At 66.3% G+C, this 13,233-nt stretch carries 12 protein-coding genes and 1 tRNA gene; 8 read left to right on the top strand and 5 right to left on the bottom strand.

Translation table 11 applies throughout. The features are described from left to right. Positions 1 to 41: 41 nt before the first annotated feature. A complete protein-coding gene (locus KF733_04510; protein ID QYK56746.1) occupies positions 42 to 1,259 on the top strand; it encodes a hypothetical protein in 1,218 nt (405 codons plus the stop codon). Here the strand turns inward: KF733_04510 and KF733_04505 are convergent. Beyond that, on the bottom strand, positions 1,210 to 2,412 hold the full coding sequence (locus tag KF733_04505; protein ID QYK56745.1) for a M48 family metalloprotease: 1,203 nt from the start codon (positions 2,410 to 2,412) through the stop codon (positions 1,210 to 1,212). The two genes, KF733_04510 and KF733_04505, sit on opposite strands and share 50 nt — an antisense overlap. A gap of 131 nt (positions 2,413 to 2,543) precedes the next feature. Here KF733_04505 and KF733_04500 point away from each other — a divergent pair, with 131 nt between their 5' ends. Continuing rightward, entirely contained in the window at positions 2,544 to 2,987 is a 444-nt protein-coding gene (locus KF733_04500; protein QYK56744.1) for an SRPBCC family protein, read from the top strand. Between the two features lie 34 nt (positions 2,988 to 3,021). Here the strand turns inward: KF733_04500 and KF733_04495 are convergent, their stop codons facing one another. Together KF733_04495 and KF733_04490 are read right to left on the bottom strand one after the other, a co-directional pair. After that, complete coding sequence (locus tag KF733_04495) at positions 3,022 to 3,375, bottom strand: hypothetical protein (protein ID QYK56743.1); 354 nt, start codon at positions 3,373 to 3,375, stop codon at positions 3,022 to 3,024. A 116-nt stretch (positions 3,376 to 3,491) separates the two neighbouring features. Beyond that, positions 3,492 to 3,953, bottom strand: a complete 462-nt coding sequence (locus tag KF733_04490; protein ID QYK56742.1) for a hypothetical protein — start codon at positions 3,951 to 3,953, stop codon at positions 3,492 to 3,494. Between the two features lie 81 nt (positions 3,954 to 4,034). Between KF733_04490 and KF733_04485 the strand changes: the two genes are divergently transcribed. The 5 genes from KF733_04485 to KF733_04465 all read left to right on the top strand — a co-directional run bounded on the left by KF733_04485 (position 4,035) and on the right by KF733_04465 (position 8,021). Next, a tRNA-Leu gene (locus KF733_04485) sits at positions 4,035 to 4,120 on the top strand. 38 nt (positions 4,121 to 4,158) lie between these two features. Beyond that, on the top strand, positions 4,159 to 4,722 hold the full coding sequence (locus KF733_04480; GenBank protein QYK56741.1) for a hypothetical protein: 564 nt from the start codon (positions 4,159 to 4,161) through the stop codon (positions 4,720 to 4,722). Positions 4,723 to 4,742: 20 nt separating this feature from the next. Continuing rightward, positions 4,743 to 5,216 carry a protease complex subunit PrcB family protein gene (locus tag KF733_04475; GenBank protein ID QYK56740.1) on the top strand — a complete coding sequence of 158 codons (474 nt, stop codon included), beginning with the start codon at positions 4,743 to 4,745 and terminating at the stop codon, positions 5,214 to 5,216. A 23-nt stretch (positions 5,217 to 5,239) separates the two neighbouring features. Next, positions 5,240 to 6,478, top strand: a complete 1,239-nt coding sequence (locus tag KF733_04470; protein QYK56739.1) for a competence/damage-inducible protein A — start codon at positions 5,240 to 5,242, stop codon at positions 6,476 to 6,478. A gap of 10 nt (positions 6,479 to 6,488) precedes the next feature. Next, positions 6,489 to 8,021 (top strand): cryptochrome/photolyase family protein, encoded by a 1,533-nt coding sequence (locus KF733_04465; GenBank protein ID QYK56738.1) that lies wholly within the window; start codon positions 6,489 to 6,491, stop codon positions 8,019 to 8,021. Between the two features lie 3 nt (positions 8,022 to 8,024). Here KF733_04465 and KF733_04460 read toward each other — a convergent pair whose 3' ends face one another. Together KF733_04460 and KF733_04455 are read right to left on the bottom strand one after the other, a co-directional pair. Next, on the bottom strand, positions 8,025 to 9,152 hold the full coding sequence (locus KF733_04460; protein ID QYK56737.1) for a hypothetical protein: 1,128 nt from the start codon (positions 9,150 to 9,152) through the stop codon (positions 8,025 to 8,027). Beyond that, positions 9,149 to 10,495, bottom strand: coding sequence for a hypothetical protein (locus KF733_04455; protein QYK56736.1), 1,347 nt, complete (start codon positions 10,493 to 10,495; stop codon positions 9,149 to 9,151). Before KF733_04455 ends, KF733_04460 begins: the two co-directional genes overlap by 4 nt. Before the next feature lie 128 nt (positions 10,496 to 10,623). Here KF733_04455 and mutS point away from each other — a divergent pair, with 128 nt between their 5' ends. Beyond that, the gene (gene mutS / locus KF733_04450) at positions 10,624 to 13,197 is read left to right on the top strand and encodes a DNA mismatch repair protein MutS (GenBank protein ID QYK56735.1); all 2,574 of its coding nucleotides are present in this window, start codon (positions 10,624 to 10,626) and stop codon (positions 13,195 to 13,197) included. The last annotated feature ends 36 nt before the right edge of the window (positions 13,198 to 13,233 follow it).

Here is a 13,233-nt window from a genome sequence, read left to right as displayed (position 1 = left end):
CAGAGCCCTGGCAGCCCTGCGGGGCGTGCCATCATGCGCCCGTGCCCTTTGCCAGTCTCGCCTTGGCCCTTGCGCTCGGGTCGCCCCAAGTCTGGGTTTCGACGGCAAGGCTCGACGTCGTGCCGCCCGAACCACTGCCCCTCGGCGGCTACACCGAACGAAAAGGGGCGTTGTTCCAGCCGGGGCCGGAACGGCTGTCCGCCCGCTGCGTCCTGCTGGAGCAAGGCTCTTTACGCGTCGCAATCGTGTCACTGGAAACTCTAACGATTCCCGAGGGGCTGCGAGACGCGGTGAGCCGGCAGGTCCCGGACGTGAGGCTCTTCTTGACTGCGACCCATACCCACTGCGCCCCGGACAGCCAGATGCTGAACCCCCGCATGACGATGGCCGTCCCCGGCATCGCGACCTACCGCGAGCGCTGGCTCGAGTGGTACGCCGACCGTGTCGCGCAATGCATCCGCGAAGCGGAATGCGCCCAGCCTCGCGCAGTGGACACGGCCGAGGTCCGCTCCGCCCGGGTGGCCCTCAACCGGCCTCGGCGCGACCATGCGAGGCCCAGTCCGCTCGCGACCCAGTTGACCCTCATGGGCGCGCGCATTTCGCACTATGCCGCCCACGCGACGCTCTTGGGCCCCGAGCAGCTCCGTCTTTCGGGCGACTGGCCGGGCGCCTTGGCAGACCGCTCCGCCGGCTTGGTCCTCGTCGGCGCGATCGGGGACGTCTCGCCAAAGGTCGAGGGTGAGGACCGTCCGCGCACGTTCGCCCGAGTCTTCGAGGAGGCCGTGCTCGCCGCGACCCCCGTCAAATCCAAGATGGGCCTCGGCTGGAGCGCAGCTCCGATCAAGTTGGACCCGCCCAAACCGCACCCCGAGTTCGCAAAGGAGTACGGGATCCCGGACGCCATGGCCGAGCTTCTCGTCCAGCGTTTTGCCCCGCCCGCAGCTTCCGTATCGCTTGTGGCAGTCGGGGACACTCTCCTGATCGGCGTGCCGGGAGAGCCAAGCTCGGCCCTCGGGCGGCGGCTGGAATCGGTCGGGAAGTCTCGGGGCTTTGCCCGCACCTTGGTCGTTTCTCACGCCAACGGCTGGATCGGTTACGTCCTGGAACCGAGCGACTATGACCGGGGCGGCTACGAGGCGCACCTCTCTTTCAATGGCAGGGAGACGTCCGAGCGGGTCGTCGTCGCCGTCCGGAGCGCGGCTTCGCGCCTCAGCGGTCGGCCGTCGCCCGGTCGTGGTTGGGCCAGAGGCGGTAGTTGAGGTCGAAGACCAGCTTTTTGATGGCCTTGAACGCGGCGTCGGCTTTTTCCCTGTAGCCGTCGCCGTCGTCCGGGGTCGCTTCCAACAACTCGACGTAGCGGCCCATGACCCGCGTGCCGCCGACCAGTTCCACCTCGTACATGGCGGGCACCGAATCGAAGAACGCGTTCAGCGCCTCCGCCGACTGGTCCGCACGGGTGAGGGCGTCTTCTCCCATGAAGCTATAGACCAGCGCCTTCCCAAAGAAGACGTCGACTTGGTTGTCCTCGCCCGGGGCGACCGTCGCCCGAAGCGACGTAGAGGACTTACTGCGCCGAATCTCGACCCCCGCTTCCTTAAAGTGCTGGATGAGGGCGCGGGCACGGTCCGCCGAGGGCGGGTGGGTCTGATAGATGCCCCAGTCGATCTGTGGCTTGGAGCGGTCGCGGAACGCAAGACGCTCCATGAAGGTGAGGATCCCCATCGGTTCGTACTGGCTGGCCAGCATGTATTGGAGGCCGCCGTAGTCGGCCGAGGCCTCCGCTTTCAGGCTCCAGCCGCTATAGACCGCTTGGTTGAGGAGGCCGACGCCTTGCGTGATCTGCATGGCCTCTGAGCTCCGGGAAAGGATCGCGGCGACGATCAAGGGGATGTTGATCACGTCGAACTTGCTCTGCTCGCGCCGAAGCGTCGCCACATGTCGAAACGAGGCGTGGGCGATCTCGTGGGCGAGGACGCCCGCCAGTTCGTCGTCCGTCTCGGCGAAACTGACCAGCCCTTCGTAGACGTAGATGAACCCGCCGGGAAGGGAGAACGCGTTGACCTCGTCGCCCTTGAGGAGGTGAAACTCGTAGTGGAACGCGTTGAGGCGGGAGTCGCCCCAGGTGACCTTCACCATGGTCTGGTTCGCGATCTTGGCGAGTTCGTCTCCGATCCTCTGGACCCGCGCCGTCTCCTCGGCGTCCTCGCTCAGCTTGGTCTCTTTCGCGACCTCCTTGGCCGCCTCTTTGCCCAGGGCGATGTCGGCCGCCAAGTCCTTCTCGTGCCTCTCGTCGACCCGTGCGAGGATCGCGGCCACGGCCGGCGGCAAGGCGCCGTACCTGGCGTGCTCGTGACCGGTCGCCAGTGCCAGGAGGGGCGCGAGCACAAGGGCGAGGAGGATCCGAAGTCTCATCAGGTCTGTCTCTCTAAGAAAACGCGTCGACGGGCGCGAGTATGCCCGAGAGGCTTTCCTACTAGGACGCTTGCCACCCCGCGTCGTTCTCATTCCCGGGCCCGAGGGCCGTATCGATCAAACTCGTGGGAATGCCAAGGGTGGAAACCACCGTCCTCATCGAAGCGCCGATCGAGCGGGTCTACGAGATCGCCAAGGACAACGAGGCCTTTCCCGAATATATGAAGGACGTCCAATCGTTGACGATCGTGGAGCGCGACGGAGGTCGCATCGTGAGCGACTGGGTGGGGGTCGTCTCCGCCTTCAACGTGAAGGTCCGGTGGCGGCAGGAAGACCTTTGGGACGACTCAGCCAAGGTGTGCCGGTTCCGCCAGGTTTCAGGGGATTACGACTCAATGTCCGGAGAGTGGACGTTCCGGGAAGAGGCCGGCGGCACGAGGTTCGAGAGCGTGCTCGACTACGAGTATTCCGTGCCAGGTATCGGAGCCTTGGTGAAGAAGGTCTTGCACGGCCTGGTCGTCAAGAATATGGACGACACGCTCAAGGCGATCAAGGGCCGGGCCGAGCAGGGATGACGCGGGGCCGGACTCGGCCCCGCGAGTCCGTCACTTAGTGGCTCTCGCCCTCTTTGTGACCGTGGCCGTCGTCCTCCTTCATCTTTTCCTTGGCCGCGTCGACGCCGGCCTTGGCAGCGTCACCGACCTTCTCGGCCCCTTCCTTCATGTTCTCGGCGCCTTCTTTCACCGCCTCGCCCGCATTCGCGGCGCCTTCCTTCATCTTCTCGGCCGCGTTGCCGGCGGCATCGCCAGCCTTGTCCATTCCTTCGTTGACCTTGTCACCGGCCTTGTCCATCGCGTTCTCGACCTTCTCGCCGGTCGTGCCCTCGCCCTCGGTCGGGGTGCAACCAACGGCCAACAGGCCGAAGAGGGAGCCCAGCATGAGAATGCTGATCAGTTTTTTCATGTTCTTGTGTACCACCACTTGTTTTGCCGGGCCGAACTTGGCCTGACGGGGGCAAATTATGCAGTCCGTCAGAACTCCGCCAAGTCTGAGTCCTACCGTATTTTTGACGGCCAGCCTCATTCCTGGAGTTGGGAGTAGTCCAACCCGTCTATTGAGACGTCCGTCACCCGCCATTTTGCGAAGGGCAACACAAAATATCTGGTGCCCGTGGTTTTTTCGAAGGAGACGGTCACCTGGGGAAATCGTTGCTGGATCGGGAACGGCCCCGTATCGGCGCGGACCGAGACGGCCGAGACCACCATGGCGCGGTCCCCCGCCACCTGCGGATTGACGCTTTCGAACTCGATCTGAGGCCTGCTAGCCCGGATGAACCGTGCGACCTCGCGCTTGTCCTCAATCGGCGAACCGTTCAGCGTGAACGAGCGGGCCAGCCCGTCGAGCACGGGGTTCGACCGGCCCTCGCGGCTCGCCGCGACCATGTCCCGCAGGGTCTCGCGCACCAGCGCCTCGTCGTTCGGCGCGGTGAGGTAAGCCTGGGCGATGAGACCTACCAAGACCAAGGCCACAAGTCCTAGCAAACCTTTCTTCATTATTGGGGAGAACGCGCTCTAGGCCCGGCGAGTTCGCGAACGGGTTAACTTGATATGATCCGTTTCCTGGCCGGGATGGCGGAATGGTAGACGCGGCGGTCTCAAAAACCGCTGGCCGCAAGGTCGTGCGGGTTCGAGTCCCGCTCCCGGCACCAGCGACACCGCTTCCTCGTGGAAGCGTCTGTCTGTTGGTATGAAGCCATTCCTTTTTGCCGTTGCCCTCGCGTCGTGCTTCGCCTCCGCGCAGAGCATGACCGTCTTCGGCGGGAACCAGATCCCGTGGGCTTTCGTCAACGGAAACTTCGCGGGGAAGCTCGCCGACGCCCGGGTCGACATCATCCGCAGCCAGTACGACTGGGAGCTTTATTCGAACTGGCAACTGGGGTTTGGCGACCGCGTGACCGGCACCATCTTCACGCCGGACTTCTGCCGGCAACAGCTGATCGCGATCAACCTCGGCCGGGTGAACACCTTCAACCGGACGGTGGAAGTCCGCAGCATCAAGAGCATCGGGCCTGATATCTGGGAGGTGCGCGTGAAGGTCGGCTCCTTCATGGGAACGGCCAGTTCCGATTCCATCTTTAGCCCGTACACCGTGATCGTCACGCCCTATGGCCCGAACAATTACGACTTCGTCTTCGACACTCCCGAGGGCCAAGAGATCTTGGAGGTCCGCTCGGCGCCGAAGTTCTACGCGATCCCGGAGGGTTGGTGGAAGACGCCGCCGCCCAGCAAACCCGGTTCGAGGGGCCGCTAAGGCCATAATTGAGTCCACTCATGGTTCTGAGCCTCGCTTTCGCCCTCGCCCTCACGCCGCAGCAGCAGGGCCATAGCCACCATGGATCTTCAAAACTCGTGGAAGTCGTGACCGGTGACCGCGCGCCAGGCGTGAAAAAGGACGTCGTGGTCGCGCGGAACGAGAAGGAGTGGCAGAAGCTGTCCGACGACCTTGGACTCGGCGAAGAACAGCTCTCAAACCTTGCCGGCGAAGATGGGCCGCTCCACGGCCTCAACTGGAACAAGGAGGCCATCGTCTTCGCGCGCGACAAGAAGGAGCGGCCGAGCGGCGGGTTCAAGCTCGAGTTCTACAAGGTGAGTTGGAATGCGAAATCTTGGACGGTGGAGTTCAAGCTGAAGAAGCCGGGCCCCGACGACCTCGTGACCCAGGCCCTCACGCGACCTTTCGCCGTCGTCCGCGTCCAGCCGATGGGCGCCGGGGGCGACCCGCAGATCGTCGTCCACGAAGAGTGACGGCGGCGTCGTAGAGTAAGGCGATGCGCGCGGAGATCGTCAGCGTCGGCACCGAGCTGCTCTTAGGGCAGATCGTGGACTCGAACGCTGCGCTTGCGGGCGAGGTCTTCGCCGAGTGCGGCGTCGTCCATACCAATCGCCAGACCGTGGGCGACAACCTGCCCCGCTTGGTCGAAGCCTTGCGCCTGGCCCTTTCACGGTCGGACATCGTGCTGACGATCGGGGGGCTCGGCCCCACCGAGGACGACATCACCCGGACCGGGATCGCCGATGCCCTCGGGTTGGAACTGGTCGAGGACCCGGAGGTCGCGCGCAGTCTCCGCGCCTTCTTCGAGGGCCGGGGGCTTCCCTGGGTCGATTCCCAGCTTCAGCAGGCGCGCCGCCCCGCCGGATCGACCGTCGTGCCAAACCCGAACGGGACCGCACCCGGGCTCATCTGCCCGAAGGGCGATAAGACGGTGCTCGCCCTGCCCGGCCCGCGTGGCGAGTTCCGACCGATGGTCACCGGCCCGGTCCGTGAGTGGCTTCTCACGGCGAACCCGGGCCAGACCATCCGCTCGGTGGTCCTGCGGCTGGTCGGCATCGGCGAGTCGGTGGTGGAAGACCGCCTGCGCGATCTCATGCACGGCACCGATCCCACCGTCGCCCCTTACGCTAAGACCGGCGAGGTCCACATCCGCGTGAGCGCCCAAGCCGCGACAGAGGCCGAAGCCTTCGCACGCATCGCACCCGTCCGCGAGGAGATTCAGTCGCGCCTGGGGCACAACGTTTATGGCGAGGGCGACTCTCCACTCGAGGCCGTCCTTTTGCAGGAGCTGCGGCAGCGCGGGCAGACCCTCGCCGTGGCCGAGAGCTGCACGGGCGGCGGGCTGGGCTACCGCCTCACCTCGATCGCGGGATTGTCCGACGTCTTCCTCGGCGGGTTCCTCACCTATTCCAATGAGGCCAAGACCCGCCTACTCGGAGTGCCGAAGGATCTCATCGAGGCGCACGGCGCGGTTTCCCCCGAGTGTGCAGAGGCTATGGCCGAAGGCTGCCGCGAGCGGCTGGACGCGGACTACGCCCTGAGCGTCACCGGCATCGCCGGACCCGGCGGAGGTAGCGAGGAAAAGCCGGTCGGATTGGTCTACACCGGTCTCGCGGGGCCGGGCGGAGCCCGATCGGCCCGGAACCTCTTCCGGGGCGGGCGGGCCGTGGTCCGCGAGCGGGCCGTCCAGGCCGCCCTTGTCAACCTCTGGGAGGCCCTGAAAGAAAGTTCGTAACTCAGAGGGCGTGGAGACACTTTCCCTCGTCCTGGGCGACCAGCTCTTCGACGGACTGCCAGGCATGCCGTCCGGCGTGCCGGTCTTCATGCGCGAGGACATCGGCCTGTGCCGCCGGGTGCGGCACCACAAGCAGAAGCTCGTGCTCTTCCTCTCCGCGATGCGAGCCTTCCGCCGACGCCTCGCCCAATCTGGCGTGGCGTGCCACTACGAAAAGCTTGATCCCAGCTCGGACCAAGCGTTCCTAGAGGGACTCGCGGTTTACTGCCGGGAGCAGCGCATCGGACGCATCTTCGCCTACGAGCCGGCCGACCCGTTCTTCAACGAGGCCCTCGCTAGGGCCGACCTGCCTCCCGTCGAACTGGTCGCGAACCCGGCCTTTGTGACTCGGCCGGAGACATGGCGCGCGTTCCGCGAGGAGACCAGGGCCGGCAAGATGGGGGACTTCTACATCCGGCAGCGGCGGGACCTGGGCGTGCTGGTGGATGGGGACGGGCGGCCCGAAGGCGGGCGGTGGAGCCTGGACACCGAGAACCGAAAGCCCTTGCCGAAGAACCTTGTGTCGCCTCAAACGACCTTGTTCGAGCCTGGCCTGGAGGTCCGTGAGGTAGCCGCCCTGGTCGAGGCGGTGTTTCCTGACCACCCCGGCCGGGCCCTGCCCTTCCAGTGGCCCGTCACGCACGAGCAGGCGCGCCAGGCGCTGGCCGACTTCGTGGCGACGCGCCTTGCCGATTTCGGCCCGTACGAGGACGTCGTCTCTTCCCGCCAGGCCGCGCTTTGGCACAGCCGGCTCTCTTCTTCGATCAACCTGGGGTTGATCCGGCCGATGGAGTGCGTCGAAGCGGCGGTCGGCGCCTATCAAGACGGCTTTGCCCCATTGAACTCGGTCGAGGGGTTCGTCCGACAGATCATCGGCTGGCGCGAGTTCGTTTGGCAGGTGGACCGGGAGTACGACCAACCCCACGGGCCGTGGCGCGAGTTCCTCGCCGATAGCCGTACCCTGCCCGGCGCGGCAGGCTTCAACGCCCTCGGGCATTATCGTCGTCTCGGCCCCGCGTGGTGGAAAGGGACGACCGGCTTACCCCCGATTGACACGACGATCCACAACCTTAAGGAGACCGCTTGGTGCCACCACATTGAGCGGCTGATGGTGACGGGGGCGGTGATGATGATGTGCGAGGTCGCCCCCGGGGACGCTTACCGCTGGTTCATGGAGATGTTCGTCGACTCGGCGGATTGGGTGATGCGGCCGAACGTGCTGGGCATGGGGCAGTTCGCGGACGGCGGCTACTTCGCGACCAAGCCGTACTTCAGCGGGTCGGCCTACATCCTCAAAATGAGCGACTATCCTAGGGGCGACTGGTGCGACGTCTGGGACGGGCTCTACTGGCGGTTCGTCGGCCGGAACCGTCAGTGGATGGCACGGAACCCGCGGACGGCCCAGGCCGTGAGCGCCTTCGACCGCTTGAAAGAGCCGCGGAAGGCGAGGATCTTGGACGCGGCCGAAGAGTTCATCGGCCGCGTCACTCTTACCGGGGACTAGCGGTCAGGGCGTGGCGACCCAGCGCAGCTCGTCCATCTCGTGGCACCACTGGCTGGAGCCGGCCGGCCCCGTCTGGCGCACGGTGTAGCGCGCCCGCATCTCGTTCCCCGCTCCCAAGTAGCGCGACAGGACGCCGCTTGCCGGCAGTTCCCGGCTGGCGAAGGTCGTGTTCACGACGTCCTCTCGGAAGTCGGTCACGTCCCAGGTACTCGTCTGGAAGTTGAACAGCTCGAGTTTGCGGCGGAAGGCGCCGGTGGTGGCCATGCGGTCCGTCGCGACCAGCTTCAGGAACGCGGCAGTCGAGTTCGCATTGTTGCCGGAGACCTCGACGTTCACAGGCGGGACGATCTGGTTCGGCACGATGAACTTGCAGACTCGGAGCACGTTGCCGTCGACGGCGGAAAGGCTCGCCGCGTTGCCCGCGTCGACCCGTCCAAGCCGTGTGACGAAGGAGGTCGGGGCGACGATGTTGGCTGGCACCTGGCCCGCCTGCTGGATGTTCGTCACGTCGACGCGGACCGAGTTCACCGTGAAGATCGGCGCGACGATCCAGCCGCGGACGCGGCCCGGAACGGCCGAGATCACGTTGCCGGCCCCGCCGTTATAGTCGTCGAACTGCACGTCGCACTCGGCGTTCAGCACCGGGTTCAGGATCGGTGGCGTCACGCTGTTGCTGAGCTGGGAGTTCATCCCCACTGTCACTCGGACGTCGAAGAGGTCCATGTTCACCTCGATGCCCCCAAAGGTGCCTTCGATGTGGTAAGGGCCTGGGAGGACGGTGTCCAAGGTGTGGCGGACCCGTTCGCTTCCTAGATCGGACCCCGTCAGCGTCACCAGCTCGGGCGGAAAGAGCGGATTGATCTTAGAGAGGTCGAGGACCATGTTGAGCGAGCCGCCGGTCTTGGTCGCCTCAAACTCGTCGGCGCCGCCCGTTTCCTCGATGACCTGGTTCCCAAGCAGGAACGCGTTGACCTCGATGCGGACGTTCGCGTCGGTATTGCCATAGCGGGGCGTGTTGTCCCCGAAGCTGAAGGTGAGGCGCGTCGCACCGCGGAACCGCTCCAGCGGCTGCCCGGCGAGCGCCGTACCGGCCACGAGGGCCAGAAGCACAAGCGAAAGAGTTCGTCTCATAAAGGGATCCTCCGTCGAAAGGTTTCGGCGGACTTGCCCAGAGTGTGACACCCGGGTGTTAGGGCGCGGCTATGGCGCGCCAAAAAACCCCGCATTTCCGCTAGGCGCCGCCGAGCGTCGCTGACTAGGGCAGGATGCGCGTCGTCAGGGTCGAGTAGGTCCGCGTCACGCCGTCGACGTTCGAGCGGGCACTGAAGACGGCCGTGTCCGTCGTCAGGTTCGGGTTGGGCGAGAGGGCCACGACGACCGCACGGACGACCTGGCTCTCTCCGACGTCGAGAACCCGGGTGTTCGGCGTCGTCAAGAAGGTCGGCCAGCGGTTGCCCTCGACGGCGAGCGCAAAGCTTTGCGGGGCCCGGCCCGTATTCGTGGACCGTGACGTCAAAGGTCGCCCGTTGGTTGCGCGGCACCTCGCGCGTCAGCTCGGGGGGTGTCGCCCGGGCTCCCGGGTCGAAGGTCGTCGTCGTCTGAGGGTTGCCGACCATCTCCGGCCCCCAGACCAGCCTCCACCGCGTCTGGTCGCGCTTCAGGTTGAGGTCGAAGAAGGCGGTGAGTAAGCGGCGGGTCTCGGCCAGTTGGAGCGGCCGGGTGAGGGAGCCGGTGTCGCAGCCGAAGCTGCTCACGTCTTGGAAGCCGCAGTGCCAGCCGCCCGTGACCACGGGCAGTTGGCGCGGCGGGCCTCCGTTCTCGTACATTCGCTGGCCGTTCGTGCTCGGCGGGACGATCCCGTCTTCGCTCCCCGCGATGAGCGAGGCCGGGGCGGTGACGCTTGCCATGGCCGCGATCGCGCTGGGGTTCGTCTCGGCGGCCGCCAGGTTGGCGAGCGCCTTGATGCGAGGGTCGGCCGAGGCGGCGAGGATGCTCGCGCCGCCACCCATCGAGTGGCCGCTCGCGCCGAACCGGTCGGTCGCCACCGCGTCCTCGAAGAAGGCGCCCGCCTGGCCGTTCTCGGTCTCAAGGTGGGTGAGGCAGTGGCGCATGTCGGCGGCGAAGTTGGCATGGTTCGGGAAGAGCCCGCCTTCGGTCGTCGTGGCGATGACAATGTAACCGCGCGTGGCCAGGTGGTCAAGCGTGCTGCGGTAGCGATCCAAGGTCTGCAGGAATCCGTGTCCGAACGTGACCGCCGGATAGGGCGCCGCGCTACGGTCTAGCGGCGCGTTGGTCCCGTTCGCTGTCGCCGGGTAGTAGACGAAGGCCGTGAAGGTCGAGTTGTTCGGTCGCCGCACCGTGACTTGGCGGAACCCCGGTTGGTACGGGCCAGGCAACGAGAGGTCCTCGACGACCGGCATGGCAACCGCAGCCATGGCCAAGCCAACCAACCCACACCCACGAACGAACTTCATCGCCACGATTGTATCTCCTTAGTTCAACTCGAAGGCAATGACGAAGCCACCGGATTGTCGCTCCCTCGGGACGACCTCCCCTGAAGCTGGTGGTACGGGAACCGAAGCTGGGAGCCATACTTGAGGCGATGCAGCCCCGCACGCCGATGATGCGGCAGTATTGCGAGGCCAAGGCGGCCCATCCGGGGGCCTTGGTCGCCATGCGCGTGGGCGACTTCTACGAGTTTTACGGCGACGACGCCGAAGTCGCCGCCTCCTGCCTTCAGATCACCCTCACCGGGCGCGAGGACGGGCCGGGGAACCGGATCGCCATGGCCGGCGTCCCCTACCACAGCGTCGAGAAATACCTCGCCCGCCTGGTCGGCGCGGGGCACAAGGTGGCCCTCTGCGACCAGCTCGAAGACCCGAGGAAGGCGAAGGGGCTGGTGCGCCGGGGCGTGACGCGCGTGCTCAGCGCGGGCACGGTGCTGGAAGAATCGATGCTTCCAGACCGGGCGAACAACTTCCTCGCCGCGGTCTGCGTGGTTGACGGGCGGGCGGGGCTGGCCACGCTCGATCCCAGCACGGGCGAGTTCCTCGTGACCGAAGTGGAGGGCGACCGGTTGGGCGAGCGGCTCCTTCAGGAGCTTGCCCGCTTGCGACCAGCCGAACTCCTCGCCCCCGCTGGGGCCGAGGAAGAAGAGCGGATCGGCGAGCTGGCGAGCGCCGGGCTCGGCCTCACCGTCACGCCCGGCGAGAAGCCGGACGGGAACCGCGCCGAACGCACCCTTCTAAAGCACTTCGACGTCGGCAACCTGGCCGGGTTCGGGATCGAGGGCAAGCCGAGCGCGGTCGTCGCCGCTTCGATGGTGCTGGACTACGCCCGGGCGAGCGGCCTTTCCCTCGGCCACGTGGAGACCCTCTCGACCTACTCGGTCGACGGCTTTATGCAGCTCGACCCGACGACGCGTCGGTCGCTCGAGCTCTCGCAGAACCTCAGCGACGGTTCCCGCCGCCATACGCTCTTGTCCGTGCTGGACCACACCGTCACGGGGATGGGCTCGCGCCTCTTGCGACGCTGGGTGGAGCAGCCTTTGCTGGATCCCGAAGCGATCCGCGAACGGCACGAGTCGGTGGGGCGGCTGGCCGACCACTCCCTGACCAGGGGCGACCTGCGCGACGCCATGAAGAAGGTGTCGGATATCGAGCGGCTGGTCGCGCGCGCGGCCACCGGGGTCGCCAGTCCCCGCGACCTCGGCGCCCTCCGAAACTCGCTGCTCGCCCTGCCTGAACTCGACGAGGCCCTGCGCAAAGTCGCGCTGGCCGGGCTTTACAGCATCCGCGAGCGGGTGGGCGACCACCGCGACCTCGCCCACCAACTCCGCCTCGCGCTGGTGGAGGATCCTCCGCCCACCGTGCGCGACGGCGGCATCCTGAGGCCGGGCTGCGACCTGGAACTTGACAAGCTGCGGGAGCTGAGCCGGGACGGCAAGGGCTACATCGCCTCGCTCGAAGCCACCGAGCGCGCCGCCACCGGCATCGAGAAGCTGAAGGTCGGTTACAACTCGGTCTTCGGCTACTACCTCGAAGTGCCGAAAGCCCATGCCGACCGCGTCCCGGAGAACTACATCCGCAAGCAGACGACGGCGAACGCAGAGCGCTACATCACGGCCGAGCTGAAGGACCACGAGAGCGCGGTGCTGGGCGCGGAGGAAAAGGCGCTCGCCCTGGAGGCCGACCTCTTCCACCGGTTGCGCCAGACCGTGGCGAACCACGCCGCCGCCCTCTTGGGAACCGCCCGGGCGATCGCCGAGCTCGACGCCCTCGCGTCCTTGGCGGAGGCGGCCGTAGTCCGCGCCTACGTCCGGCCCGAGATCGTCGACGAAGACGTGCTGGAGGTCGAAGGGGCGCGGCACCCCGTCGTCGAGACGAACGGCCTTTTCGTGCCGAACGACCTTGTCGTGGGGGCATCTCGCCGCGCGATGGTGCTCACCGGGCCGAACATGAGCGGCAAGAGCACCTACCTGCGGCAGACCGCGCTCACCGTGCTGATGGCCCAGATGGGCTCGTTCGTGCCGGCCCGCTCGTGCCGCATGGGGCTCTGCGACCGCATCTTTACGCGCGTCGGGGCGAAGGACGAGCTTGCCCTCGGCCAATCGACCTTTATGGTCGAGATGGTCGAAAGCGCGAACATCCTCAATAACGCGACCGAGCGGTCGCTCGTCGTTCTGGACGAGGTGGGCCGCGGCACCGCCACCTTCGACGGCCTCGCGATCGCCTGGGCCATGGTTGAGCACCTGGCCGGCATCGGCGCCAAGACCCTCTTCGCCACCCACTACCACCAGCTGAACGCGCTCGCCGACCAGATCGAAGGGGTCTTCAATTGCCGGGTCGACGTGGAAGAGATCGGAGACCGGGTGGTCTGGACGCACAAGGTGGTGCCCGGCGGGGCGGACAAGTCGTACGGCATCCAGGTCGCGCGCATGGCGGGTGTGCCGCCCTCCGTCCTCTCGCGGGCGCGCGAAGTCTTGGACCAACTGGACGAAAGCGAACGGCCGGTGGAAGCGATGCGCGCCTCGACCAAGTCCGTACAACTCACCCTCTTCGAAGCCGGACAGCCGGAGATCGTCAAAGCGCTAGTCGAGCTCGACGTGACGAAGCTGACTCCCGTCGAGGCCTTGTTGAAGCTTGACGAGTGGAAGCGGCGCTTCGGGAAGGCGTGAGCTGTCTGCCGGACGCGTGTTAGACCCGCAAGAGGG

The organism is Fimbriimonadaceae bacterium (assembly GCA_019454125.1).
In the GTDB taxonomy this organism is placed as follows: domain Bacteria; phylum Armatimonadota; class Fimbriimonadia; order Fimbriimonadales; family Fimbriimonadaceae; genus JALHNM01.
This window is presented reverse-complemented; position numbering and strand designations above follow the sequence as displayed.

Bases quoted from the DNA above. Each gene is read 5' to 3' on its own strand.
- KF733_04455 (QYK56736.1), bottom strand. From the start codon at position 10,495: ATGAAGTTCGTTCGTGGGTGTGGGTTGGTTGGCTTGGCCATGGCTGCG.
- KF733_04495 (QYK56743.1), bottom strand. From the start codon at position 3,375: ATGAAAAAACTGATCAGCATTCTCATGCTGGGCTCCCTCTTCGGCCTG.
- KF733_04475 (QYK56740.1), top strand. From the start codon at position 4,743: ATGGTTCTGAGCCTCGCTTTCGCCCTCGCCCTCACGCCGCAGCAGCAG.
- KF733_04500 (QYK56744.1), top strand. From the start codon at position 2,544: ATGCCAAGGGTGGAAACCACCGTCCTCATCGAAGCGCCGATCGAGCGG.
- KF733_04505 (QYK56745.1), bottom strand. From the start codon at position 2,412: ATGAGACTTCGGATCCTCCTCGCCCTTGTGCTCGCGCCCCTCCTGGCA.
- KF733_04470 (QYK56739.1), top strand. From the start codon at position 5,240: ATGCGCGCGGAGATCGTCAGCGTCGGCACCGAGCTGCTCTTAGGGCAG.
- KF733_04480 (QYK56741.1), top strand. From the start codon at position 4,159: ATGAAGCCATTCCTTTTTGCCGTTGCCCTCGCGTCGTGCTTCGCCTCC.
- mutS (QYK56735.1), top strand. From the start codon at position 10,624: ATGCAGCCCCGCACGCCGATGATGCGGCAGTATTGCGAGGCCAAGGCG.
- KF733_04460 (QYK56737.1), bottom strand. From the start codon at position 9,152: ATGAGACGAACTCTTTCGCTTGTGCTTCTGGCCCTCGTGGCCGGTACG.